Source organism: Stenotrophomonas sp. EMP41, assembly GCF_047495535.1.
In the GTDB taxonomy this organism is placed as follows: domain Bacteria; phylum Pseudomonadota; class Gammaproteobacteria; order Xanthomonadales; family Xanthomonadaceae; genus Stenotrophomonas; species Stenotrophomonas sepilia.
The window spans coordinates 2,010,513-2,034,870 of sequence record NZ_CP179923.1; the positions used below are offsets into that span (position 1 = coordinate 2,010,513).

Genomic DNA, 24,358 nt, shown 5'->3' on the forward strand with positions numbered 1-24,358 from the left:
CGCCCGTGCTCCGCGACGCGTGGTGCGTCGTACTCTGGAGAAGACGTCAGCAAGGCAGGTGAAGCGACACCGCGAATGCAACTCTGTGCACGCGGTGGCGCTTCATCGGCAACGTCATCGCAGCGTCATCCGCCTGCAGGCTTCGCGCTGCAGCCGCGGTGCGTCCCCCCCACAACGGCGGGCCAGTACCGCCACGTCGCTGCGGGCAGCGAATGCGACCAGTGCATCGGTCATGTCCACGTCATCGCACCATGACGCCAGCGCAACGCGCAGTGCGGGCAGCTGCCAGCCGTCCATCACCCCATGGGCGCCCGCCACGAACCAGTGCCAGAGCCGATGATGCAGTACCTGCTCATGCAGCTGCGTGAGATCGTCGATGCCATGCATGCCCGCCAACAGCAGTGCGCGTGCGAGCGCCGCAGGCGGCAGCGCCCCGGATTCGACCAAGGGCATCTCCTGCTGCTGCAGCCGCAGCAGCATCGCCAATGGGTGTGACTGCGGATTGAAGTCCAGCAGCACCGCCTGCTGCTGCCACTGCGCGTCAGACACCACGCACACCCAGGGCGAACCATAGCGATGCACCATCAGGGGCCTTCGCTGGGTGGTTTCCAGCAATGCAGACAGATTGCGGCGCAGATCGAGCACACCGATGGTCTCGTTGCGCATCCTTGGATTCTCCTTGCTTGCAACAGCCCGGCGCGGCGCGCACGGCCAGCGCCTTCATCTATCCAAGGACGGCGATGCCACCCGGAAAGCGACGCAGATCCAGCGACATCGTCAGTCGCAGCTGCTCTAGCGCCGCGTCCGGATCATCGATGCGGAAGCGGCCGCTGACCGGCGCGCGCGCCAATGCCGATTGACCCAGCAGTACCCTGCCCCGCCGGTAGCGGTTGATCTCGTCCACCACCTCGTGCAGCGGTGCGCGGCGGAAGACCAGCATGCCTTCGGTCCAGGCACTCACTTCCGAAGCTACGGCCTCGGCCACCACGCCACTGAGGCGCTCGTCGAACCGGGTCTGCTGGCCGGCCTGCAGCTGCAGGCGGCCCTGCGGATGCTCGATGCGGGCGCTACCCTGCAGGCAGGTCACGCGTACCTGGCCGTGGGTGTTGCGTACGTCCAGGCGCACCGCACCTTCATCGGCAATCACGCAACCCGGGCCCGCGAACAGTGCCAGGCGCAGGCCAGCGCCGGTTTCGATCGCGGCCTGGCCCTGCACCAGCTCGAAGCCTTCGCCCTGCGCGTGCGCGCGGCGGCGCAGGCTGCTCTGCGTATCCAGTTCGATCTTGAGCTGCGGCAAGGGCGCGATCTGTAGTCGTTCACCGGTGCTCGTGTGGAAATCGGCCGTCATCGCCGTCACCGAGGGCCACAACCCCAGCGGCGGGCGGAGCGCCGCCACCACCACCAGACTGGCTGGCGCCGCCACCGCAGCGCCCAGGAAGGCGCGCCGGCTCCAGCGCTGGGCCGGCGTCGGCGCGACCGGTTGGCGCGCGGCGGCGGGCAGTTGCTCGCCGGCCAGCCGCACCTGCTCCCACTGCCGGCGCGCACGGCCAAACGCTTCACGATGACGCGGGTCGGACTCGCACCATGCACGGAACCTGCGCCCGTCGGCGGCGGTCGCCTCGCCCGAGGTCAGCCGCACCACCCACGCGTGGGCCTGACGCTCGACGGCATCCAGCGGGCGTTGCGGGCGGTCGTCAGGATCCATGGGGGCTCATGCCGGACCCGCACGCTGCGGGGTTCTGCTCGGCGTCAAAGTGTAGACGGATGCCGTCGCTCAGAACCGCACCTGGCGCCCCTGCCCGCTGCGTTCGGCCAGGTAGTCCTGGGCTGCCTTCAGCTCCCGCTGCACCAACCGCAGCGACACACCGAGGTGGTCGGCCACGTCGCGCTGCTGCAGGCCATCGACGCGGATTGCCAGCAGGATGCGGCGACGGCGCTCGGGCATGCGCTGCAGCAACCCGACCATGTCTTCCAGCGCGAAGTCCAGCTCGGCCGCCTGCGCCGGCCCCGGCCCCGGGTCGGCCATGTCCATCAGCGTATCCACCTCCTCCAGGCTCAGCAGGCGGTGGTCTGCCCGTTGGCGGTCGATCACGGTGTTCATCGCCATGCGCAGCAGGTAGGCCGCAGGGTTCTGCACGGCGTCCAGGCGGTCACGGCGCGCACTCAGGCGCATCCACGTGTCCTGCAGCGCGTCGCCGGCCAGCTCTTCCGATCCGAGCTTGCGCACCAACCGGCGCTTCAGCTCGTCGTAGGCACCCAGAAGGTGGTCCATCAGGTCAACCGCCCCGGCCGTACCGTTGCTCATGTCCGAATCCTTGAAGTCATGGAAGGGGCGCGCGCCGGCCGCAGTCGTGGTCGGTGCCGGAAGGACGGATCTGCAGCGTCACCGGCTGTGGCAGCGCGGCGGCCTCGGTCGCCAGCACCAGGCCGTGCATCGCCTGCAGCAGGCGTGCGTCGCGGCGATCACTGCCACTGCCGGACAGCAGCTCGGGCTCGCTCACCTGGCCCGCGCCGTCGATGCGGAAGCGCAGCGTTGCGGCATAGCGGCCGGGCGCGATCTCCGGGTCGTCACAGAACGCCGCACGCAGCCGCTGCTGCAGCCCGCCGTAGCGACGCCGGCGTTCGGCCTCGGGCAGCCCCGCGCCAACACCGGGTTCCGCAGGCGAGGGCATGCCCCGGCGCAGCACCACGCGCTGCTCGCCGATCACCTCGGCCTCGATCCCAGTGTCCTGCAGCAGCGATTCCAGCGCCGCCAGCGGTGCCAGGCTCCCGCGCAGCGCATGGCTGCTGCGGCCCGAAGCAAGGTCGCCGGGGTACATCACCGACCACCCACTGATGACGCTGAAGCGCTCGACCGCCTGTTCCAGCGGCTGCGCAGGGATGTCGTAGGCATGAACCGCGTCCTGTGCGGCAGCGGCAAAGGACAGCAGCAGCCATGCGGCGATGGCCACCTTCCAAGTTCTGACCGCATGGTGTCCATTCAGCCCCCTGACGTAGAACACATGACCCTCGGCAGCGACAGCAGCTGCAGTGGACGCGCACCATGACCGGAACCCCGGCCCGCGCGCGACCCGCAAGCGGGCTCAAACCGTACCGGGGGCACATGTCATTGCGATGACCGCCGCCCGCGGCCGACGTGAAGCCAGGCTCCGTGAACCCAGTAACCCATCAGGAATCAATGAATCGAACAGACCACGCTATCTACGCGCAGGGGTCAGAGCCCGTTGCAAAGCAACGGGATCCGACCCCATGCCGACCCAAACGTGTCGACCAAGGTCGACACCTGCCAAGAGCAACTCATGCCGTTCCGGCAGATCGTGGAAATCTGTCGAAGGCGGGGTGGGTCCGGTTGCGGGGGTGTCCGCGGCATGGATACCGCGGCCAAGCCCCCATGGGTGAGGGCGCTTCGCTTGCGAAGCATTGCTTCGCAAGCGCTCGAACGCACAGCCGCCAGCGGCTGGGCCGGACTGGGGGTTTACGGCGTCCCCTGCAACCGGACCCACCCCGCCATCCCACGGAATGCACGCTGTTGCTTCGGCTGTTGCTCCCGAGGTTGCCGGCCAGCGGCCGGCACTACCTGCGGGTGCCGGGTGCAACCCGGCCGCAAACCCCATCCGTCAAAGCGGCAGCTGAGTCGTCTGCTTGATCCGCTGCATCGGAATCTCGGTCTTGGTGTTCTGCACTCCGGCGATCCGGTTCAGGTGCTGCATCTGGAACTGCCGGTAGGCATCAAGGTCGGCCACCGCCACCCGCAACAGGAAATCGCAGTCACCGGCCATCAGATGGCATTCAAGCACTTCCGGGAAAGACTTGATGCTGTTGATGAAGTGGTTGGTGGTGTCCTCGTCCTGCCCGCGCAGCCATACCCGCACAAACACCGTGAAGCCCCGCCCCACTTTGGCCTCGTTCAACAAAGCCACGTAGCGGTCGATGTAGCCGCCCTCCTCCAGCAGCCGCACCCGGCGCAGGCACGCCGACGGCGACAGCCCGACCATACGGGCCAGCTCCAGATTCTGCAGTCGGCCGTCGCGCTGCAGGGCGTCGAGGATGCGGCGATCCAGGTTGTCGAGCTGGTACTGCATGAAATTTCGCCTTGGTCGACTCTGGCCGCATGGAATATCAATCATCCCGAATCCAGTGGCATCAACGCAACCCGATTTCGCGATCGGCCCGCTAGCATGGGCCACCCCCATCTCGTTGTGCCGTTCCATGGACGCCCGTACCACCCTCCCCCTGCCCGACGCCTGCGACACCGCCCCGCGTGCCGAATTCCTGCGCGGCCTGCGTGCCGCCGTGCCGGTGATGATCGGCTTCATTCCGTTCGCCCTGGTGCTCGGCGCGCAGGCGGCCCAGAAGGGCCTGAGCGCACTGGAAGTGCCGCTGATGACCGGCCTCAACTTCGCTGGCGGCTCGGAGTTCGCCGCCGTCGAACTGTGGACCTCGCCACCGCACATCGCACTGATCGTGGCAATCACCGCGCTGGTCAACAGCCGCCACCTGCTGATGGGCGCCAGCCTGGCCCCACTGCTGCAGCACCTGCCGCGCCGTCGTGTGCTGCCGGCGCTGTTCTTCATGTGCGACGAGAGCTGGGCGCTGGGCGTGGCCGACGCGCGTCGGCGCGCGCTTGGCTTCAGCCTGGCCTACTACCTGGGCGTCTCGGCCGGCCTGTACACGGTCTGGGTGGCCTGCACCGCACTCGGCGCGATCATCGGGCCGCTGCTGGGCGACATCCACGCCTATGGCTTCGACATGGCCTTCCCTGCCGTATTCCTGGTACTGCTGCGCGGCATGTGGCAGGGCATGAAGGCCGCGCGGCCGTGGCTGGTCAGCCTGGTGGTGGCCGCCGCCACTTATCTGCTGATCCCGGGCGCGTGGTACGTGGCCAGCGGCGCCCTGGCCGGCCTGGCCGCTGCCTGGCTGCTGGCGGAGGACGCGGCATGATCTTCAACGGCCTGATCCACTGGACCTCGGTGTTGACCATCGTGCTGATGGCCGCCGCCACCTACCTGACCCGCATCGTCGGCTTCCTCGCGCTGCGTAACCGCACGCTGAGCAAACGCGCAGTGACGGTAATGGAAGCCGCGCCGGGCTGCGTGCTGATCTCGGTGATCGCCCCGGACTTCGTCGCCGACAAGCCGGCCGACCTGGCCGCACTGGCCATCACCCTGCTGGCCGCCACGCGGTTGTCGATGCTGCCGACCGTGCTGATCGGCGTGGTCTCGGCGGGTGTGTTGCGTTATCTGATGGGGTAGCTACCGGTACGCCGGGCAACGCCCGGCGCACCGCAGTAGCGCCGCAGAGCAATCAGGCGCTGCTGCTTGCCGCCAGCAGGCACAGGCTGCGCGGCGGCAGCGTCCAGGCGCCTTCCTCATCCGGCTCCAACGGCGTTTCGTCGGTCTGCAGGAGTACGCGCCGGAACGACAAGGCGTCATCTGACACGCAGAACCGCTGCGGCTGCTCCCCGGCGTTCAACAGCAGGGCCAGGCTGACATGCCGTCCGGGCTCGCGCAGGCCGCTGTCGGGGCTGCGACCGTCCAGCACGATCAGCAGCGCACGCAGCCCTGCGTCATGCCAGTCCGCTTCCTCCATGCTGCGGCCGTCAGCATGCCGCCAGTCGATATCGCGCAGGCCCAGCGCTTCATCGTATTCGCCGCGCAGGAACCGGTTCCTGCGCAGCAGGCCATAGCGTCGGCGCAGCGACAGCGCCCGGCGTACGAACGCCACCTGCGCCTGGGCTGCCGGCTGCGCAGCACGCTCCCAGTCGATCCAGCTCAGCGGGTTGTCCTGGCAGTAGGCGTTGTTGTTGCCCTGCTGAGAATGGCCGAACTCATCGCCGGCCAGCAGCATGGGGGTGCCCTGCGCCAGCAGCAGCGTGGCCAGCAGGTTGCGCATCTGCCGCGCACGTACGGAGAGGATCGCCGGATCATCGGTCTCACCCTCCACGCCATGGTTGCTGGAAAGGTTGTGCGAATGGCCATCACGGTTGTCTTCGCCGTTGGCTTCGTTGTGGCGGTCGTTGTAGCTCACCAGATCATGCAGCGTGAACCCATCGTGTGCCGTTACCAGATTGATGCTGGCCGACGGCCGCCGGCCGTGGTGCTCGAACAGGTCGGCGGAGCCGGTGAAGCGCGTGGCGAACTCCGCCAGCTGGCCGCCATCGCCGCGCCACAGCGCGCGCACCGTATCTCGAAAACGGTCATTCCATTCGGCCCAGCCCGGCGGGAACTGGCCCAGCTGGTAGCCGCCCGGGCCGATGTCCCACGGCTCGGCGATCAGCTTCACCTGGCTCAGGATCGGGTCCTGGCGCACTGCGTCGAGGAAGCTGCCCGAGGCGTCGAACCCATGCCGTTCACGGCCGAGAATGGTCGCCAGGTCGAAGCGGAAGCCGTCCACCCGCATCTCGGTCACCCAGTAGCGCAGCGAGTCCATCACCATGCGCAGTGCACCGGCATTGGTCAGGTCGAACGTGTTTCCGGTGCCGGTATCGTTGATGTAGTAGCGGCGATCATCGGCCAGGCGGTAGTAGCTGGCGTTGTCGATGCCCTTGAAGGACAGCGTAGGGCCCAGCTCATTGCCTTCGGCGGTGTGGTTGTAGACCACATCCAGGATCACTTCGATGCCAGCATTGTGCAGCCGCGCGACCATCTGCTTGAACTCGGCGACGGTGCCCAGCGACAGGTAACGCGGCTGCGGCGCGAAGAAGCCGATGGTGTTGTACCCCCAGTAGTTGCGCAGCCCGCGCTCGAGCAGCTGCTGGTCATCGACGTAGGCGTGCACCGGCAGCAGTTCGATGGCGGTCACGCCCAGATGGCTGAGGTGGTCGACCACTGCGTCATGGCGCAGGGCAGACAAGGTGCCACGCTCGGCCTGCGGAACATCGGGGTGTTGCATGGTCAGCCCGCGCACGTGCGCTTCGTAGATCACGGTCCGGTCCCAGGGCGTGGCAGGTGCTCGCTCGGCACCCCAGCTGAAGGCCGGATCGATCACGGCACAGCGCGGCATGTAGCTGGCGCTGTCGCGGCGGTCGAAGCTCAGGTCGCCATCGCGGTGGCCCAAGGTGTAGCCGAACAGGTGGGGGGCCCACTTCAGTTCGCCCACAATCTGCTTGGCGTAGGGGTCCAGCAGCAGCTTGTTGGGATTGAAGCGATGGCCTTCCTCCGGCGCATAGGGGCCATGCACCCGGTAGCCATAGCGCTGGCCGGGCCGCACGTCCGGCAGGTACCCATGCCAGATCTCGTTTGTGTACTCGGGCAGCGCGATGCGTTCCACTTCGCGGTTGCGTGCATCGAACAGACAGAGTTCAACCCGGGTGGCATGCCGCGAGTACAGCGCGAAGTTCACACCCAACCCGTCCCAGGTCGCTCCCAGCGGGAAGGGCCGGCCTTCGCGCACGCGCGAGGTCTGCGTCCACTTACGGCTCGCCATCGGTGCCCTCCTCCCCGCGCGCGGCGGCAATCTCGGCCTCCACCAACCGCTCGGCCATGTGCCAGTGCCGTTGCTGCTGATCATCCGGGCGCCCTTCTGCCTCCCAGATCTGGTGGGCCAGTGCCTCAATCCGCTGCCGTCGTTCCCTGCTGTCCATCCCTACCTGCCTCCTCGTTGATCCATATCGCCAACGGGCTGCCAGCCAGAAGCCTGGCCACGTCCGTGGTTGCGTTGAAATGTTCGATACGCCCATCAAGGACGTTGCGCATGGGGCCTGTCGGCACCCCACGCAGCGTCACATCGCTGCCGACGTCGCGCGGCGCATGCAGGCTTGGGCCAGGCACGGCGGTGGGCGAACCACGCCGCACGACCACCAGCAGCATCTGCGCCTGATGCCTGCGCGTGAACGCCAGCCACGGTGAGCGCGCAGGCGCGGACAGCGGCTGCAGCGCGCCGTGCAGGAACAGCTGCGGGTGCCGGCGGCGGCAATCCAGTAATCGCCGGAGTAGAAATGCCTTGATCCCACCGTCCCGCCAGTCCTCCAGCAGCGCGGGCCACGCGCGCGCATCACGCAGCCACGCCTGCCGCGCTGGATAATCCACGGCGCGCCGGTTGTCCGGGTCCACCAGGCTCAGGTCCCAGCCTTCACCGCCTTGGTAAAGATCGGGCACGCCGGGAAGGCAGTGCTGCAGGCACAGCTGTGCCAAACCGTTGCAGGCGCCCGCCGGCGCGATGCGCGCCACGAAGGTCGCCAGCGCCTCCCGCACCGGCTGCAACGGCGCTCCATCCAGCAGCGCGTGCAGCCACTGCGCGGCGCCCTCCTCCACGGCCACGTTGGGATCGGACCAGCTGCTGACCCGCTTGCCCTCGCGCAACGCCTTGGTCAGCCATTGCACCATCCTCGATGGGAAGCCTGCGCCGGGGGTACCGTGCATCGGCCACGCGGCGACGAGCGCCTGCCATAGCGCATAGGCCTCGGCACCCGGCAATGGCATTGGCGCGCCGGCGCGGGTCGCCATCCGGCTCCAGCGCCGCACCGCGTCCCGCCACTCGACCGTGCAGGTACTGAGAACCGCCAGCCGTGCCCGGCTGTCGGCCCCGCGCTTGTGATCGTGGGTCGCCAGCGCAAGCAGCGCCCTGGGATGGCGCCGCAGGCGCCCGGCTGCATGTTCCAGCAGCTCGCGCCCCTCCATGCCCAGCCGCTGCGGATCACTGCCGACTTCGTTGCGCGACAGCAGCCTGAAATAGCGATAGAACCCGGTATCTTCCACCGACTTGGCATTCAGCGGCGCGGCCAGCTGCCCGAACCGTACGCGCAGCTCGGTTTCAGCCGGCGCCTGGCCGGGAAGTGCCTGCAGCAGCAGATCCAGCGCGGCGCGTGCCGCACCGTCCAGCGCCTCGCGCGCAGCAGCTGCAGCGTCCACCAGCGCCTTTCGTTCACCCGCCCCCTGCAGCGAATAGGGCCGGTAGGTGCGGTAGTGCCGCAGCAATGAAGCCAATGCGCGTGCCAGCGCAGCCACTCCGATATCGGCCTCGGCCAGCCGGGGCTGCAGGACCTGCTGCGCACTGCGCAGCAGCCGCTGGAAGTCTGCGTGAAGGCCCTGGCGCAACATCATGCCGCGAGCGTCCTGCTGAATCCGGTCAAAGCTGCGCGAGTCACCGCCCAGCGCCTGCCACGTGCGCGAGAGCGCGGGTGCAGCCGCCGGATCGTGCAACCAGGCACCGGTCTGGTCCATGAAGTCATAGCCGGTGGTGCCGTCGCAGGCCCAGCTGTCGGGCAGCTGCTCGCCCTCGGCCAGTATCTTCTCCACATGCAGGCTCACCGCCTGCGGATCACGACCGCCGGCCGCACAGGCTGCGTCGAGCGATTCACGAAGGCGCCGCAGGTAGGCGCCCGGGGAGGACAGGCCATCCACATGGTCGATACGCAGGCCGTCCACCCATCCCTCGCGTACCAACCGCAGCGGCAGCGCATGCACCGCCTCGAACACGTCGTCGCGCTCCACCCGCAGCGCGGCCAGTTCATTGATATCGAAGAAGCGCCGGTAGTTCACCTGATCGCCCGCCGTGCGCCACCAGGCCAGCCGGTAGTGCTGCCGCTGCAGCAGCGTATGCAGCCGTTCAACGCTGCGGTTGCAGCGCTCGGCCCACGCCGGCCACTGCGCGGGGTCCAGTGGATGGCTGCGCGGCGACAAGGGCAACGCCAGACCATGGTGGCGCAGCACGGGACGCGCGTTGTCCACCACCACGCGCACTACGCCATCGCGCACCGCGTCGTGCAACGGCCGGTCCAGTGCAGGCAGCCAGAGCCGGCCCTCGCAGCCCGGCGCCTCCCAGTCGATGTCAAACCATTCTGCGTGCGGGCTTCGACGCCCGTGCATCAGCACATCGTTCCACCAATGGCTGTGCGGGGACGCCGCCAGATGGTTGGGTACGATGTCGAGGATCAGGCCCATGCCGTGCGCGCGCGTCGCTGTGGCCAGTTGCCGGAAGGCTTCTTCGCCGCCCAGTTCCGGATTGATGCGGGCCGGGTCGATGCCATCGTAGCCATGCGTGGACCCGGGCAGCGCAGCGGCGATCGGCGACAGGTAAAGATGGCTGACGCCCAGCGCGGCGTAGTAAGGCAGCTGCGTCGCGGCGGCCTCGAGGGCGAAGCCTGGATGCAATTGCAGGCGTACGGTGGCACGCAATGGAGTCATCGCCGCTCCCTCCGCCGCGTGGCGCTGAACCTGGCAATACGCGCGTCAACCGCGTCCTGTTCCCACGCCAGCGGTAGCCGCCGGCGCCAGTTCGGATGGCCGTTGACGGTGCCCGGCAGGTTCACCTGCGCGCGGCTCCCCAGCGCATCTTCCAGCGGGAGCAACGCCAACCGCGAAGGCGCGTGCGCGACCAGCGACAGCGCACGCGCTTCCAGCGTCGCGCCCTCGCCTCGGGCAACTGCGGACAGTCCCTGCACCTCACTGGCGCGCGCGTGCAACGCCGCTGCAAGCCCGGTCAGCTCACCCAGGCGGGCACGCCAGCGCAGGTCGCGCCCGTGCAGCCAGCCGGACAGCGGTGGCAGATCATGGGTGGAGGGCATGGCCACCGCATCGCGGCGCCACCGTGGCGCCGGCAGGAAGTGCTCACCATTGCGGGCGAACGGCAGCACCTCGATGCCCAGGATGCCGCGGGCTGCCAGCCGCTGGCGAATGCCCGGAGGCACCACGCCCAGGTCTTCACCGATCAGCACGCAGCGATGCCGCCACGATTCCAGAACCAGCAGGTTGATCAGATCATCGAACGGATAGCGCAGGTACACGCCCTGCCCGGCGCCCGAGCCACAGGGAAGCACCCACAGCCGCTGCAGGCCGAGGATATGGTCGATGCGCAGCCCACCACGGCCGGCCATCACGGCGCGCAGCACGCGAATGAACGGCTCAAAGCCCTCGCGCTGCAGCGCGGAGGGTGACCAGCTGGTGATACCCCAGGCCTGGCCCAGCGGATTGAACGCATCCGGCGGCGCGCCCAGCTCAAGGCCCTGCAGCAAATGGTCGCCGCCGGTCCGGGCCTCGACGCCCTGCGGCGCGCAACCCACCGCCAGATCTGCGATCAGCCCGATCGACGCGCCGTCGTCGCGCAATCCCGCCTGCACCTGCGCCCAGCCCTGCCGCGCCAACCACTGCGCAAACGCATGGTCGTCAGCGCTTCCAGTGAACCGGTCGGCGGCGTGCTGGCAATAGCGCAGCAGGGATTCGCCCTGCGCATCGCACCACGTCTGCATCTGTTCGTACTGAGCCGGCGCCTGCTGCCGCAGCCACTGGCGCACCTGGCGCAGCCAGCGCCACTTCAACGCCGCCGAGTGCGGCCAGTCGATGCGGCGCGCGGCAGTGGCTGCTGCAACGGCCGTCGCCAGTGCTTCGTCTTCAGCCAGCACGGCGTCGGCTGCTTCCGGCAGTACCTGCGGCAGGGAGGTCTGCAGCGGATCGAGCCAGCGCCGGTCGCTGGGCGAATAGGGGCTGTAGCCTGGCCCTGGTGGCAAGCCGGCATGCAGCGGGCTCAACGCCACTGCATCGCCGCCGTGACGGTGCAGCAGTTCGCTCCATCGCGCACAGCCGGCGCTGTCACCGATGCCGGCGTCGTCGCGAGCGCGCAGGCTGTAGACCTGCGCCGACAGGCCCCAGCCGCGCAGCAAGCCCAGCGGCCACCAGGCACGCTGTGGTGCCACCGCAATCGCCTGTTGCCGTCCGCCCTGGCGCCACCGCCAGTAGCCGGGCTGGTCCGGCACGCGCCAGCGCCCTTGCGCATCGGGGTGTGCCGGCAGCACTGCGCCCTGCTCATCCACCCAGCACGCTGCGCCTGCCGCCTGGGGCATCGCCAGCAGCTGTCCACAGCAGGCCGTGCGCAGGCCACCGTGCTCGGGCGCTGCATCGCCCTGCAGCGCCTCCAGCACCGCGCGCAGCACGTCCGGTGCGACCTCGCGCTCGACACCGGCCACGTCGGTCCAGCGGACCAGCAGGCCCGCGCGCCGTGCCGCCTCCAGAACCGCCGCATCGGTACTCATGCGGCGACCCAACAGGCAAACACGCCGCCGCCTGCGGGCAGCAACGTGGCAGCGTCCGGCCCTACAACGTGCTCCCCGGCCGGCATCGCATGCACCACCGGCGACGGGCCGACATTGACCGCGATCCACCACTGGCCCGACGGCAGCTGCCAGCCCGCCTGCACCGCGCCTTCGCCCAGCACGCGCGCACCCAACGACCGCGCCTGCAGCAACCCGGGCTGCAGATAGCGCCTGCGCAGTGCCAGAAACCCGCTCGTGCAGCGCAGCCAGTGCTGCGACCAGGGATCATCGCCGGGCGGCGACGTGTAGGACGCCTGCAGGGTGGCCGGGTCGTTCGGGTCGGGAATACGCGCGCGCGAGGCGGCGTCGGCAAAGGCGCTGAAACCAGCGAACTCGCGGCGACGCCCTTCGCGCACCGCCTCGTCCAGTGGCGGCGCGTAATCGGTGAAGAACAGGAACGGCGATTGCGCCTGCCACGGTTCGCCCATGAAAAGCAGCGGGATCATCGGCGTCAGCAGGGTCAACGCCAGCGCCGCACGCAGCCGCGCCGGATCCACCAGCATCGACAAGCGCTCGCCGAAAGCACGGTTGCCTACCTGATCGTGGTTCTGCGCGAATGCCACAAAACGCGCGGGAGACAGGTCGGCGCTGGGTTCGCCGCGGGGATCGCCGCGCAGGTCCGGTTCGCCCTGCCAGGCGAATCCCTCGGCCAGGCAGCGCGCCAGCAGCGCTTCGGCGCGACCGGCATAGGCCGCGTAATAGCCTTCCTGCTCGCCGGTCAGCATCACGTGCAGCGCGTTGTGGAAGTCGTCATTCCATTGCCCCTGGTAGGCGCCGCGCAACCATCGCGCCTGGTTGCGTTCGTTCTCCAGCACCAGGTGCGCGCGCGGCACCACCGCGTGTACCTCCTCGGCCAGCTGCTGCAGGAAGCGCTCATCATCGATGGCATGCACCGCATCCAGGCGCAGCCCATCGAAGCGGTAGTCGCGCAACCACATCAGCGCGTTGTCGATGAAGAAGCGCCGCACCCAGGGCTGGCGGAAGTCGATGGCCTCGCCCCAGGGTGTACTGCGGTCATCACGGAAGAACCCCCGCGCGTACTGGCGCAGATGGTTACCCTGCGGTCCGAAGTGGTTGTAGACCACGTCCAGCAACACGGAAAGCCCAGCGGCATGTGCCGCCTCGACGAAGGCATTCAGCGCTGCCGGCCCGCCGTAAGCATGGGCCGGCGCATACGGGAACACGCCGTCGTAGCCCCAGTTGCGCTGGCCGGGAAACTGCGCGACCGGCATCAGCTCAATGGCGGTGATGCCAATCGCGGCCAGCATCGGCAGCTGCGCGGTCAGCGCCGCGAAGCCGCCGCCGGCCTCGATGTGTACTTCATAGATCACCAGGTCCTGCCAGGCATGCCCGCGCCACGTGGGTTGCACCATGTCCTTGTCCAGCACCACCGCGCTGTCGCCGTCGATGCCATCCGGCTGCCAGCGCGAGGCCGGGTCGGGCACGTCCAGGCCGGAAGGAAGGCGAAAACGGTAGCGGTCGCCATGCGATGCCGGTGTTCGCAGCCAGTGGCAGCCGTCCGGGTCGCGTTGCATCGGCCGCTGCGTGCCGTTCAGGCACAGCGCCATCGTCCTTGCGTCCGGTGCCCACACGCGGAACTCCACCCCGTCACCGGCCACAGGCCATGCGCCCAGGCGCGGCGTCACTCCCGTCATGCATCAACCTGCAGGTACAGCGTGGACAGCGGCGGCAGCGTGAGCCGCAGCGACTGGGCGTGGCCATGCATCGGCCGGGGCTCGGTAAGCGCCGCTCCGAGGTTGCCGCTATTGCCGCCACCGTAGTACGCGCTGTCGGTGTTGAGTCGTTCGGTCCAACGCCCCGGGTGCGGCACGCCGACCCGGTACGCCTCGCGCCGCACCGGGGTGAAGTTGCTCACTACCAGAAGGGTGCGGCCGCTACCGGCCGGATCCCGTCGGATGAACGCGTAAACGCTGTTGCGGCTGTCGTCGGCCACGCTCCAATCGAAACCGCGTTCGTCGCGCTCGTCGCGATGCAACGCGGGTTCGGCGCGGAGCACGCCGTTGAGGTCTCGCACCAGGCGCGACAGGCCCTGGCCCTCACTGCTGGCCGCCTGTGCCCAGTCCAGTGCCGCATCGTGCGACCACTCGTGGCCCTGGCCGAACTCGCCGCCCATGAACAGCAGTTTGCTCCCGGGGTGCGCCCACATGAAGCCGAAGTACGCGCGAAGCTGGGCCAGCCGCTGCGCCGGCTCGCCCGCCATCTTGGCCAGCAGCGCTCCCTTGCCATGCACCACCTCGTCATGCGACAGCGGCAGCACGAACCGTTCGGAGAAGGCGTAGACCAGGCCGAAGCTGATCTCGCTGTGGTGATGCTGGCGATGGACTGGATCGCGACCCAGGTACTGCAGGGTGTCGTGCATCCAGCCCATGTTCCATTTATGGGTGAAGCCAAGCCCGCCCGCTTCCACCGGCGCGGTCACGCCCGGCCACGCGGTGGATTCCTCGGCGATCACCAGCACGTCCGGGAAGCGCTCGCGCAGCGTCTGGTTCATCCGCCGCAGGAACGCGACCGCCTGCAGGTTCTCGCGCCCGCCCTGCTCGTTGGGCACCCACTCCCCCTCGGCACGGCTGTAATCCCGGTACAGCATCGACGCTACGGCGTCCACGCGCAGACCGTCGATATGGAAGCGCTCCACCCACTCCAAGGCACTGCCGATCAGGTAGGCGGCCACCTCATTGCGGCCATAGTTGTAGATCAGCGTGTCCCAGTCGGCGTGCACTCCTTCGCGCGGATCCGCATGCTCGTACAGCGCAGTCCCATCGAACCCGGCCAGGCCATGCGCATCGTTCGGGAAGTGCGCGCTCACCCAGTCCACGATCACTCCCACGCCGGCCTGGTGGCAGCGGTCCACGAAGCGCGCGAAGGCCTGCGGCGTGCCATGGCGCGCCGTCGGCGCGTAGATGCCCAGCGGCTGGTAGCCCCAGGAACCGCCAAAGGGATGCTCGCTGACCGGCAGCAGCTCGATGTGGGTAAAGCCGAGTCCGGCCACGTACGGAATCAACCGGTCGGCCAGGGCATCCCAGTCCAGCGGCGCACCCTCGTCGCTGCGCTGCCAAGAGCCCGCATGTACTTCGTAGATGGACAGCGGTGCGCAGGTTCCGGCCTGGCGTCGGGCCGCCAACCATGCGTCATCGTGCCACTGCGTCGGCGCCGCCGAAGGCACCCGCGAAGCGGTGGCCGGTGGCAGCTCGGCCCAGCGCGCCATCGGATCGAACTTGTCGGGCATCACCCGGCCGTCGGCGCCGACGATGCGGAATTTGTAGCGGGCACCGGCCTGCACCCCCGGCAGGAACAGTTCCCACACGCCGGCGGTGTGACGCAGCCGCATCGGATGGCGTCGGCCATCCCATCCATTGAAATCGCCAACCACCGCGACCCGCTGGGCATTGGGTGCCCACACCGCGAAGCGCACGCCCGCGATGCCCTGCACCTGCATCGGCACCGCCCCCAGCTGCCGCGCCGCATCGGCATCACCGGAATGGAACCGATGCAGCAGTGCTTCGTCCAACAGTGGACCGAAGGCATAGGCATCGTGCACCTGCTCCACGCCCTGCTCGAAATGCAGGGCAAGCAGCGGTATCGCCGCGTCGCCGGCCACGCCCTCGAACAGGCCGGGCAACGGGCCGGGAGACAGGTCCCAGCGCCGCCCATCGTCTGCAATCACCTCGACGCGCTGCGCATGCGGCACCAGCACGCGCAGCTGGCGTCCGCCTTCTGGCTGGCGATGCGGGCCCAGCCAGGCGAATGCATCGGCCGGGCGCGCGTGGACGAGGTCCTCCAGGGCCGGCGCGATGCGCTGATCCAATCCCGTCTCCGTGATCGCTTCATCCTCCAGGGCGACCAGATGCAGGCTGTCGTGGCTCATGCAGCCACCTGGCAGGTCTGCTGGTACAGGGCCAGATAGGCGCGTCCGGCCGCATCCCAGCCACCCGGCCGCAGCATGGCCGCGCGGCGCATGGCCTGCAGCAGGCCCGGCAGGCGGAAGGTGCGCATCGCCCGTTCCACGCAGCGGCGCAGTCCATCAGCGTTGGCGCCATGGAACAGAAATCCGGTCACGCCATCCTCGACGGTATCCACCAGCCCGCCGGTCGCGTGCGCGATGGGCAGGCAGCCGAAGCGCTGTGCGTACATCTGGCTCAGCCCGCAGGGTTCGAAGCGTGAAGGCATCAGCAGGAAATCGGCGCCGGCAAACATCTGGCGGGCCAGCGCTTCCTCGAACCCGATGAAGGCGCCCACCCGCCCCGGGTAGCGGCGGGCCAGCGCCTGCACCTGGGCTTCCACCTGCGGCTCGCCACCTCCGATGATGACCAGCTGGCCGCCGGCCGCCACGATCTGGGGCGCCACGTCGCAGGTGATGTCCAGGCCCTTCTGGTGCACCAGCCGCGAGACCACCGCGAACAGCGGGCCGGTCGACGGCGCCAGGCCGAACGCCTTGCGCACCGCATGCGCGTTGGTGGCGCGCCCGGTCCACTCACCAATGCCGAAGTGGGCCTTGAGATGGATATCGCGGCGCGGATCCCAGCTGGCATCGATACCGTTGACGATGCCACTCAGATGCCCGCCGGCCGCCCTCCGTGCCAACAGGTCATGCAGCCCGCAGCCGTCATCAGGGGCGGTGATCTGCTGCGCGTAGCGCAGGCTGACCGTGTTCAGCCGCGTGGCATTGGTGATGCCGCCCTGCAGGAACGACATCTGACCGTGGAAGTGCAGCTCATCCAGGTGTTCGGCCGGCACGCCCAGCACAGGTGCCAGCGCGTATGGAAACAGCCCCTGGTAAGCCAGGTTGTGGATCGTCAGCAGGGTCGGCACGGCGGTCCGGTCCCAACGTACGTAGGCGGCCGCCATGGCCACCGGCCAGTCATTCAGGTGCAGCAGCTGCGGCGACCAGTCCAGCCCGGCACGCCCGGCCGCAATCTCCGCAGCCGCATGCGAAAGCGTCGCGAAGCGAACCGCGTTGTCCTTCCACTCCTGCCCCTGCCCGTCCACATAGGGCGAGCCCTCACGCTCGTACAGCTCCGGCGACAGCAGCACGTAGATCGGAAGGCCGTCGGCCTGCACCGCCATGCCGATCGTGCACGCCGGCAAGCCGGCCCGCGCGCTGACCTGTCCCACCCGCTGCAGCTGTGGCAGGCGCTGCAGTACCTCCGGGTAGCCGGGCAGCAGCACACGCGAATCACAGGCACCGCGCACCGCACGCGGCAGCGCCGCGGCCACATCGCCCAGGCCACCAGCCTTGACGAAGTCCGCCATCTCGGTGGCAACGAACAAAACGCGCTGCACCAGTTCCGGCAGATCCAACGGTTGCGAATGGCCGCGGCGGGTGCCGATCGGCACGGGCGTGACGGGAGAGATCGCAACGGGTGAAGCGGACTGGGCGGCGCGGGCCATGGGGATGATCTCGGATGCTTCAGGCAGACAGACGCCAGCGGCGCCCGGACGGGCGCTGATGCTGGGAAGGAAGTCGACGCAGGACGTGGGGGACGCCAGCGAGAGGCTCAGGACGACAATAGCCCTCCATGCGATCAATCAACCGTGAAGCCATGGCGATTTCTTTGTGACAAGGCGTCATGAGCTCAGTACACATGACATGCGCCCGGCTCCTGCCTGTGTCTCTCCCGTAGAGCCGAGCCCGCGCTCGGCTGCTGGCAATCCCGTTTGCCCCGTGAGCCGGGCATGGGCTCGGCTCTACAGAGATTGTCCCTGCGACACCCGGTCGCAGCCCGCCGAACCACCCGCTTGACCAATGTCAAACCGCCCGCCGCCACGCGGGCGTATTCCTATGCAGGACCCGAACACACCGGCGCTGCCGGCCTCTACAAGGACCCTCCGATGAGCTACTCCCCCGACAACGCCCAGCTCGTGAATGCGCTGCAGAACGTCATGGTGATCTCCACCACCGACCTGCAGGGCAACATCACCTACGCCAATGACCTGTTCTGCACGCTCACCGGCTTCGCCCGCGAAGAGCTGATCGGCCAGCCGCACAGCATCGTGCGCCATCCAGACGTACCCAAGGCCGTCTACAAGGACATGTGGGACACCATCAAGGCCGGCAAGACCTGGACCGGGATCGTGCCCAACCTCGGCAAGGGCGGCGTGCTCTACGTGGTCGATACCACCGTGCAGCCGCTGTTCGACACCGACGGCAACATCACCTCGTACATCAGCATCCGCCGCGTGGTGAACGACCTGATGCAGAACTACGACCTGGTCGAGTTCAGCAAGGAGAAGTTCGACGACTTCTACGAGGCCGCGTGAACGCTCTCCCGACCAGTACGCCCTTCAGCCGCCTGCTGGTGGGTTTTGCGTCCGAGTCGGGCAACGCCCGCGCCCTGGCCCAGCGCCTGGGCGCGGGCCTGCAGCCGCACGGGCCGCAGGTGCTCCCGTTCAACGACATCGACGTGGCCAGTCTCGGCCACGGCGATGTGCTGCTGGCGATTTCCAGCTCGTTCGGCGATGGCGAACCGCCGGCCAATGGCGAGCGGTTCTTCGAAACCCTGCGCCAGACCCCGACGCTGAGCGGCCTGCGCTATGCGGTGTTCGGCCTCGGTGATACCGGCTATCCCAGCTTCTGCGGCTTCACCAAGGCGCTGGATGCCGCGCTGAGCGAGCGCCAGGCGCAGCCGCTGCTGCACCGCGTGGATGCCGACCTGGGCTACGAGCTGTTCTTCCAGCAATGGCAGCCGGTGCTGGGCCAGGTGCTGGGTGGCGACCTCAGCGCTGGCCAGGACCTGCACCTGCAGGTCACCGCCTATGGCGAAGACAATGCCTTTGCCGCCCGCATTCTCGAACGCCGCCGCTTGAACAGCAGCGACCCGGCCGCCTGGCATCTGCAACTGGACATTGCCGGCAGTGGCATGGCCTACCGCGCGGGTGACACCCTGCACGTGGTACCCGAGAACGACCCTGCCTTGCTGCAGGCATTGGCCACCTGGTACGGCGACACCGCCGCCGTGGCCGCCCTGCATGACCGCGAGCTGCGCCTGCTGAGCAAGGGCGTGCTGCGCGAACTGGCCAGGCTCGGCGGTAGCGAGGTACTGAAGGGCCTGTTGAAGGTCAGCCAGAAGCGCGAGCTGGACGCCTACCTGCACGGTCTGGACCTGCTGGACGTGCTGCAGGACCACGCCACGCCGGACAGCGTGCCGCTTGCCCGGCTGCGCGAACTGCTGTCACCGCGGCTGCCGCGCGCCTATTCGATCGCCTCGCACCCGTGCGACGACCAGCTGAGCCTGTGCGTGCGCGAAGTGCGCTACACCCTGCGCGGCCGCGAACGCTTCGGCACTGCCACCGGCAGCCTGCTGCATGGCGGCGATCATGCACGCGTGTACTGCCGCTCCAACCCTGGCTTCCACCTGCCCGATACCGGCCAGGCACCGCTGCTGCTGGTCGGTACCGGTACTGGCATCGCACCCTTGATGGGCCTGCTGCAGGAACTGCAGGCCAGCGGCTGGGCACGCGAGGTGCACCTGGTGTTTGGCGAGAAGCACAGCAAGCACGACTACCTGTACCGCGACCAGCTGCAGGACTGGCATACCCGGGGCGTTCTGGCTGGCCTGCATACCGCGTTCTCGCGCGATGGCGTCGAAAAGGTCTATGTGCAGCATGTGCTGCAGCAGCGTGCCGCCGAAGTGCGCGACGTATTGGCCCGGGGCGGGCATCTGTACCTGTGCGGCAACAAGCGACACCTGGAAGGCGCGGTGCGCGAGGCCGTCGATGCCATCGGTGGCGAAGGGCGCTGGGACGCGCTGCGCGGTGAAGGCCGCACCCACTGCGAGTTGTATTGATCCATGACCAACGGACCGCACGGACCTTGAACCGGTAGAGCCGGCCTCTGTAGCCAACCATTGCCTGTGCATCACGGTAGAGCCGGCCGCTGGCCGGCTGCTCAGCATTCCGTGGTTGCCGGCCAGCGGCCGGCACTACCATCAGATGTGACCAACCATCGCCGGTGCGTCCATCACGGGTCAATTGCCGACAATGCGGCCGTCCACCATGCGCGCCACCTGCTGGCCGAACATGGCCACGTCCTGCGGATCATGGCTGATCAACAACAATGGGATGCCGGTCTTGTCCAGCACTGCCTCCAGCTCCTGCCGCAGGTGCTGGCGCAGGTCGTGGTCCAGTGCGGAGAACGGTTCATCCAGCAGCAGCGCCTGCGGTTGCGTCACCAGCGCCCGCGCCAGTGCGGTGCGCTGGCGCTGGCCACCGGAGACCTGCGAGGGCAGCAGATCGCCCACCGTGTCGATGCGGAAGGCGTGCAGCCACTGCTCCACCGCGTCGAAACGCTGGCCGATCCGAGGATTCAACCATCCCTTCTGCAGCCCGAACGCCACGTTCTGGCGCACGCTCAGGTGCGGGAACAGCGCATAGTCCTGGAACACATACCCCAGCCGGCGGTGCTGCGGCGGCACGTACACGCCAGTGGCCGCATCGAACACGGCCTGGCCTTGCAGGCGTACATGCCCCTGCCGCGGCCGCAGCAGCCCGGCCACCGCCTTCAGGGTCAGGCTCTTGCCGGCGCCTGAAGGTCCGGCCAGCACCACCTGGCGCTGCGTGCACTGCAGAGATACGTCCAACACGAAATCCTGGCCGGCCGCCTGCAGGCGGCGCTGCACCTGCAGGTCAAGCCACATCACGCAGCTCCCGGCGACGTCCGCCCACCAGCCGCGCGGCCAGCAACAGGATCACGATGCACACCACCGAGGTCAGGATCACCAGCGCATTGGCCTTGCCGTCCTGACCGGCCTGCACCGCCTCGTAGATGGCGATCGACAACGTCTGCGTCCGGCCCGGAATGCTGCCGGCCACCATCAACGTCGCGCCGAATTCGCCCATCGCGCGTGCAAACGCCAGCAACAGGCCGGCAAGAATGCCGCGCCAGGCCAGCGGCAGCGTGACGCGGAGGAACACCGCCGCTTCGGACACACCCAGCGTCCGCGCGGCCTGCTCCAGCTGTCCGTCCACTTCCTCGAATGCCGCGCGTGCCGGCTTGAACACCAGCGGCAGCGAAGCCACCGCCGCCGCAATCACCGCAGCCTGCCAGGTGAACACCAAGTTGATGCCGAACCACGACTGCAGCCACGCGCCGATCGGGCCGTTGCGACCGATCAGCACCAGCAGGTAATACCCCAGCACCGTTGGTGGCAGCACCATCGGCAGGGTCAACAGCGAATCCAGCAGCTCACGGCCGGGAAAGCGCCGACGCGCCAGCAGCGCGCCCAGCGCCACGCCCAGCACCAGGTTGATCGCGGTGGCCCAGCCGGCCACCTTCAGCGACAACCCCAATGCACTCCAGTCCAGATCCATGCGTCAGGGCTTGCCGAATCCGTGCCGGGCCAGGATCGCCTGGCCCGGCGCCGAACGCACGAAGGCGACAAACCGCTTGGCCTCTGCCGGCTGCGCGCTGGCCCTGGTCACCGCCAGCGGATAGGCGATGCGCCCGGACACCGGTACCGCGAAGGCACGGCGTACCCGGTCCGGCATCGCCTGCGCGTCAGTGGCATAGACGAAGCCGGCATCCACTTCACCGCGCGCCACGTAATCCAGCGACTGGCGCACGTTCTGCGTGGTGATGATCCGGCCCTGCACCGACGGCCACAGGCCGGCCGCTTCCAGCGCGCCCTTGGCATAGCGGCCGACCGGCACGCTGTCCGGGTTGCCCAGTGCGATGCGTTGCACGCCGGCACCGGCCAGGTCCTTCAAGCTGCGCGGCGCGGCCCTGGCCTGCGGCGGCACCACCACCCACAGCGCATTCACCGCGAACACCGCGCGGCTGCCGGCCGCCAGCAGGTCCTGCTGCTGGGCCTGGTCCATGGTGGCTTCATCGGCCGACGCGAACACATCCACCGGCGCGCCGCGGCTGATCTGCTGCAGCAGTACGCCAGAGGCGGCGAAGTTGAAATCGACCCTGGTTCCCGGGTGCGTCTTCTCATAGGCCGCACCCAGTTCGCGGAAGCTCTCGGTCAGGCTCGACGCCGCCGACACCGTCAGGTCGGCCGCCCAGGCCGGTACCGTGGCCAGCAGGCCCAGCCACAACAATGCCGCTCGCTTCATGCCCAGCCCCCTGCCTGATCAGTCCAGTCCGGCGTCCCGGGCTACGGCCAGTTCCGCCAGCCGGTCCGGGTCCAGCAACAGCATCTCACGTTGGTTCACCGCAATCACACCCTCGTCGCTCAACCGGCGCAGCACCCGGCTCACCGTCTCCGGCGCCATCCGCAGGTAGTTGGCGATTTCGGTGCGGGCCATGCTCAGGTTGAAGCGGGTGGCGGAGAATCCGCGCCGGGCATAGCGCTCGGAAAGATCCAGCAGGAACGCCGCCATGCGCTCCTCGGTGCGATGGTTGGCGGCCAGCGTGGCGACCTTGCCGATCTCGGCGCTGAGCAGGTTGAACAGCCGCGCCTGCAACCCCGGCATGCGCGTGGCCAGCAGGCTCAATCGCGGAAACGAGATCCGGCACAGGTAGACGGTGTCCAGGGCCACGGCGTTGCAAGGGAAGCGCGCGCCGTGGATGGCATTGAGCCCGATCACCTCGCCCGGCAGACTGAAACCCAGCACCTGCTCGTTGCCCTGGCTGTCATCGACGAACGTCTTGACCATGCCGGCACGCACCGCGGCGATCGAGTCGAACGGATCGCCGGCACGGAACAGGTAGTCGCCGGCCTGGAACGGGCCGACGTGGTCGACCAGCACATGCAGTTCGCCCAGCGCGGTCTTGTCGTAGCCCTGCGACATGCAGGCGTCGGAGAACGCACAGGTGCTGCAGAAGTGCAGCGCGTCTCCGTCATCGGCTGCTGCCGGATTGGGCGTGGCCGGCCGGGACGCAGAGGGAGCGGAGGGGTTCAGAGGCATTGCAGCGAGGCAGGAACGAAGGCCCTCATCATACGACAGCGCACCGCCCGGCCCTACGCAACGTGCACCTACTCTGGCGCGGGTTCGGAACGCCGCTGCGGGCCACGCTGCCGCATGCTGTCGCGCACGTCCACGTCGAACTGCAGCTGCAGCATGCTGTCGTCATCCAACGCGATACCGAAGCCCAGCCCATCACGGCAAGGCAGCCTCCCCGCCAGCGACTCAACGGCCTGGCGCGGCAATACCAACCGGCAGAACGTCCCGCCATCAAGCAACACCGCCTGATCGCCGGCATGCAGCGACAGCGCCACGCCCCAGCCGCCACTGCCGCCAAAACGGGTCAGGTTCTCGACCGACTCGCCTGCCAGCAATCGTGCCAGTTCTTCCTCATCCACGCGCAGGCGCATCGATTGCTGTTGCAGCTGGACCTTCATGCTGTGATGGACTCCCATTCCGACGGGGTATTGCAGTTGAGCAGCAACGCCCGATCCTCCGGCGCCAGTGGCATCCGTGTCACGCCCAGGCATTCCTGCAGGGCGCGCAGTGAACGGCGCGCCGTCGGGTCCTCGATCAAGGCCTGCAGCACGCGGCGGCAATGATCATCGATCTGCAACCGCATCGGCAACGGTTCATCGTCGAATACCGTGCAGGCACGGCCTTGACCGGCCTGCAGCCGTTGCAGCAGCGCGGGTGTCACCCTGGGCGTATCGACCGGCACCACCCAAGCGGGGCCGTCTGGCATCTGCATCGCCACACTGTAGAGGCCGCCCAGTGGGCCGTAGCGCGCGACCCTGTCCGGGATGCCACCAAACGCTGGGTAGTCACCGCTCACCCATACCCTCCCGGCACCGGCCTGCAGCAGCAGCCCGCGCATATGTTCCAGCAGCGTGCGGCCGTGCCAGGGCAGCAGCGCCTTGTCGCGGCCCATCCGGCTGGACAGGCCGCCGGCCAGCACGATGCCATCAATGGGGATGTTCGTGATCGTGCGCATGGTCATGGCCGGGTTCGCCGTCCGCATGGCACAGGCTGCAACCCTCGCTCCACGCGCTGTCGCCGTCCTCGTAATGCTCCTGCTTCCAGATCGGGCACTGGTGTTTCACCACTTCGATCAACTGCCGGCAGGCCCGGAACGCTTCGTCACGGTGCGGGCTGCCGGCGGCCACCACCACCGCCACATCGCCGATGCCCAACCGGCCCTTGGCATGCGCTACATACAGCTTCAGCTTCGGACCGAACGTGGCTTCGACCTCGGCGGCCAGGCGCTTGAATTCGTTCAGCACCAGCGGTTCGAACAGATCGTAGGTGATCCCGGTCACCCGCCGGCCCACGTTGACATCGCGCACTTTGCCGATGAACACATCGATGCCGCCGAAGCCAGGATCGGACACTGCCGCGATGCCCTCGGCCGGATCGATCGCCGCCTGCGCGCGATCCACCACCTTGGCGATGATCATCTCGCTCATC

The 24,358-nt window shown here is 68.3% G+C and carries 23 protein-coding genes; 4 read left to right on the forward strand and 19 right to left on the reverse strand.

What is annotated here, in order from left to right:
• Window positions 1–114: 114 nt before the first annotated feature.
• The 5 genes from ACMGRF_RS09205 to ACMGRF_RS09225 form a co-directional block, all read right to left on the reverse strand.
• Window positions 115–666, reverse strand: coding sequence for a hypothetical protein (locus ACMGRF_RS09205; protein ID WP_049440015.1), 552 nt, complete (start codon window positions 664–666; stop codon window positions 115–117).
• A gap of 58 nt (window positions 667–724) precedes the next feature.
• Complete coding sequence (locus ACMGRF_RS09210; protein ID WP_049435293.1) at window positions 725–1,705, reverse strand: FecR family protein; 981 nt, start codon at window positions 1,703–1,705, stop codon at window positions 725–727.
• Between the two features lie 69 nt (window positions 1,706–1,774).
• The gene (locus tag ACMGRF_RS09215; protein ID WP_005416809.1) at window positions 1,775–2,305 is read right to left on the reverse strand and encodes an RNA polymerase sigma factor; all 531 of its coding nucleotides are present in this window, start codon (window positions 2,303–2,305) and stop codon (window positions 1,775–1,777) included.
• A 16-nt stretch (window positions 2,306–2,321) separates the two neighbouring features.
• Window positions 2,322–3,002 carry an STN domain-containing protein gene (locus tag ACMGRF_RS09220; RefSeq protein ID WP_099486052.1) on the reverse strand — a complete coding sequence of 227 codons (681 nt, stop codon included), beginning with the start codon at window positions 3,000–3,002 and terminating at the stop codon, window positions 2,322–2,324.
• A 615-nt stretch (window positions 3,003–3,617) separates the two neighbouring features.
• Window positions 3,618–4,082 (reverse strand): Lrp/AsnC family transcriptional regulator, encoded by a 465-nt coding sequence (locus tag ACMGRF_RS09225; protein WP_414485867.1) that lies wholly within the window; start codon window positions 4,080–4,082, stop codon window positions 3,618–3,620.
• Between the two features lie 127 nt (window positions 4,083–4,209).
• On the opposite strand from ACMGRF_RS09225, the gene ACMGRF_RS09230 reads away from it, so the two are divergent.
• Window positions 4,210–4,941: an AzlC family ABC transporter permease gene (locus ACMGRF_RS09230; RefSeq protein WP_049413561.1), complete on the forward strand. Its 732-nt coding sequence runs from the start codon at window positions 4,210–4,212 to the stop codon at window positions 4,939–4,941.
• Window positions 4,938–5,252 (forward strand): AzlD family protein, encoded by a 315-nt coding sequence (locus ACMGRF_RS09235; protein WP_005409898.1) that lies wholly within the window; start codon window positions 4,938–4,940, stop codon window positions 5,250–5,252. The genes ACMGRF_RS09230 and ACMGRF_RS09235 overlap by 4 nt, the downstream gene beginning before the upstream one ends.
• 52 nt (window positions 5,253–5,304) lie before the next feature.
• Here ACMGRF_RS09235 and glgX read toward each other — a convergent pair whose 3' ends face one another.
• From glgX to glgA, 7 genes are read right to left on the reverse strand one after another with little or no spacing between them, the layout of a single operon-like run.
• Complete coding sequence (gene glgX / locus ACMGRF_RS09240) at window positions 5,305–7,425, reverse strand: glycogen debranching protein GlgX (RefSeq protein WP_414485868.1); 2,121 nt, start codon at window positions 7,423–7,425, stop codon at window positions 5,305–5,307.
• On the reverse strand, window positions 7,412–7,582 hold the full coding sequence (locus ACMGRF_RS09245) for a DUF2934 domain-containing protein (protein WP_080352942.1): 171 nt from the start codon (window positions 7,580–7,582) through the stop codon (window positions 7,412–7,414). The genes glgX and ACMGRF_RS09245 overlap by 14 nt, the downstream gene beginning before the upstream one ends.
• Window positions 7,551–10,124: a malto-oligosyltrehalose synthase gene (gene treY, locus ACMGRF_RS09250; RefSeq protein ID WP_414485869.1), complete on the reverse strand. Its 2,574-nt coding sequence runs from the start codon at window positions 10,122–10,124 to the stop codon at window positions 7,551–7,553. Before treY ends, ACMGRF_RS09245 begins: the two co-directional genes overlap by 32 nt.
• Window positions 10,121–11,965, reverse strand: a complete 1,845-nt coding sequence (locus tag ACMGRF_RS09255) for a 4-alpha-glucanotransferase (RefSeq protein ID WP_134709740.1) — start codon at window positions 11,963–11,965, stop codon at window positions 10,121–10,123. The genes treY and ACMGRF_RS09255 overlap by 4 nt, the downstream gene beginning before the upstream one ends.
• Window positions 11,962–13,680 carry a malto-oligosyltrehalose trehalohydrolase gene (gene treZ, locus ACMGRF_RS09260; RefSeq protein ID WP_111191215.1) on the reverse strand — a complete coding sequence of 573 codons (1,719 nt, stop codon included), beginning with the start codon at window positions 13,678–13,680 and terminating at the stop codon, window positions 11,962–11,964. The genes ACMGRF_RS09255 and treZ overlap by 4 nt, the downstream gene beginning before the upstream one ends.
• Window positions 13,677–15,911, reverse strand: a complete 2,235-nt coding sequence (locus ACMGRF_RS09265; protein ID WP_049413575.1) for a 1,4-alpha-glucan branching enzyme — start codon at window positions 15,909–15,911, stop codon at window positions 13,677–13,679. The genes treZ and ACMGRF_RS09265 overlap by 4 nt, the downstream gene beginning before the upstream one ends.
• Complete coding sequence (glgA, locus tag ACMGRF_RS09270; protein WP_080352941.1) at window positions 15,908–17,434, reverse strand: glycogen synthase GlgA; 1,527 nt, start codon at window positions 17,432–17,434, stop codon at window positions 15,908–15,910. Before glgA ends, ACMGRF_RS09265 begins: the two co-directional genes overlap by 4 nt.
• A 441-nt stretch (window positions 17,435–17,875) precedes the next feature.
• On the opposite strand from glgA, the gene ACMGRF_RS09275 reads away from it, so the two are divergent.
• Both ACMGRF_RS09275 and ACMGRF_RS09280 read left to right on the forward strand, forming a co-directional pair.
• On the forward strand, window positions 17,876–18,304 hold the full coding sequence (locus ACMGRF_RS09275) for a PAS domain-containing protein (RefSeq protein WP_049413578.1): 429 nt from the start codon (window positions 17,876–17,878) through the stop codon (window positions 18,302–18,304).
• Window positions 18,301–19,830 (forward strand): sulfite reductase flavoprotein subunit alpha, encoded by a 1,530-nt coding sequence (locus ACMGRF_RS09280; RefSeq protein WP_049439026.1) that lies wholly within the window; start codon window positions 18,301–18,303, stop codon window positions 19,828–19,830. The genes ACMGRF_RS09275 and ACMGRF_RS09280 overlap by 4 nt, the downstream gene beginning before the upstream one ends.
• A gap of 180 nt (window positions 19,831–20,010) precedes the next feature.
• Here ACMGRF_RS09280 and ACMGRF_RS09285 read toward each other — a convergent pair whose 3' ends face one another.
• The 7 genes from ACMGRF_RS09285 to ACMGRF_RS09315 form a co-directional block, all read right to left on the reverse strand.
• Window positions 20,011–20,679, reverse strand: coding sequence for a sulfate/molybdate ABC transporter ATP-binding protein (locus ACMGRF_RS09285; RefSeq protein WP_414485870.1), 669 nt, complete (start codon window positions 20,677–20,679; stop codon window positions 20,011–20,013).
• Window positions 20,669–21,352 (reverse strand): molybdate ABC transporter permease subunit, encoded by a 684-nt coding sequence (modB, locus tag ACMGRF_RS09290; protein WP_180835207.1) that lies wholly within the window; start codon window positions 21,350–21,352, stop codon window positions 20,669–20,671. The genes ACMGRF_RS09285 and modB overlap by 11 nt, the downstream gene beginning before the upstream one ends.
• A 3-nt stretch (window positions 21,353–21,355) precedes the next feature.
• A complete protein-coding gene (gene modA / locus ACMGRF_RS09295) occupies window positions 21,356–22,099 on the reverse strand; it encodes a molybdate ABC transporter substrate-binding protein (protein ID WP_414485871.1) in 744 nt (247 codons plus the stop codon).
• Window positions 22,100–22,117: 18 nt separating this feature from the next.
• Window positions 22,118–22,894, reverse strand: coding sequence for a helix-turn-helix domain-containing protein (locus ACMGRF_RS09300; RefSeq protein ID WP_414485872.1), 777 nt, complete (start codon window positions 22,892–22,894; stop codon window positions 22,118–22,120).
• A 68-nt stretch (window positions 22,895–22,962) separates the two neighbouring features.
• Entirely contained in the window at window positions 22,963–23,328 is a 366-nt protein-coding gene (locus tag ACMGRF_RS09305; RefSeq protein ID WP_005413668.1) for a hypothetical protein, read from the reverse strand.
• Complete coding sequence (locus ACMGRF_RS09310) at window positions 23,325–23,891, reverse strand: molybdenum cofactor guanylyltransferase (protein WP_134709747.1); 567 nt, start codon at window positions 23,889–23,891, stop codon at window positions 23,325–23,327. Before ACMGRF_RS09310 ends, ACMGRF_RS09305 begins: the two co-directional genes overlap by 4 nt.
• Window positions 23,857–24,357 carry a molybdenum cofactor biosynthesis protein MoaE gene (locus ACMGRF_RS09315; protein WP_414485873.1) on the reverse strand — a complete coding sequence of 167 codons (501 nt, stop codon included), beginning with the start codon at window positions 24,355–24,357 and terminating at the stop codon, window positions 23,857–23,859. The genes ACMGRF_RS09310 and ACMGRF_RS09315 overlap by 35 nt, the downstream gene beginning before the upstream one ends.
• Window position 24,358 lies beyond the last annotated feature (1 nt).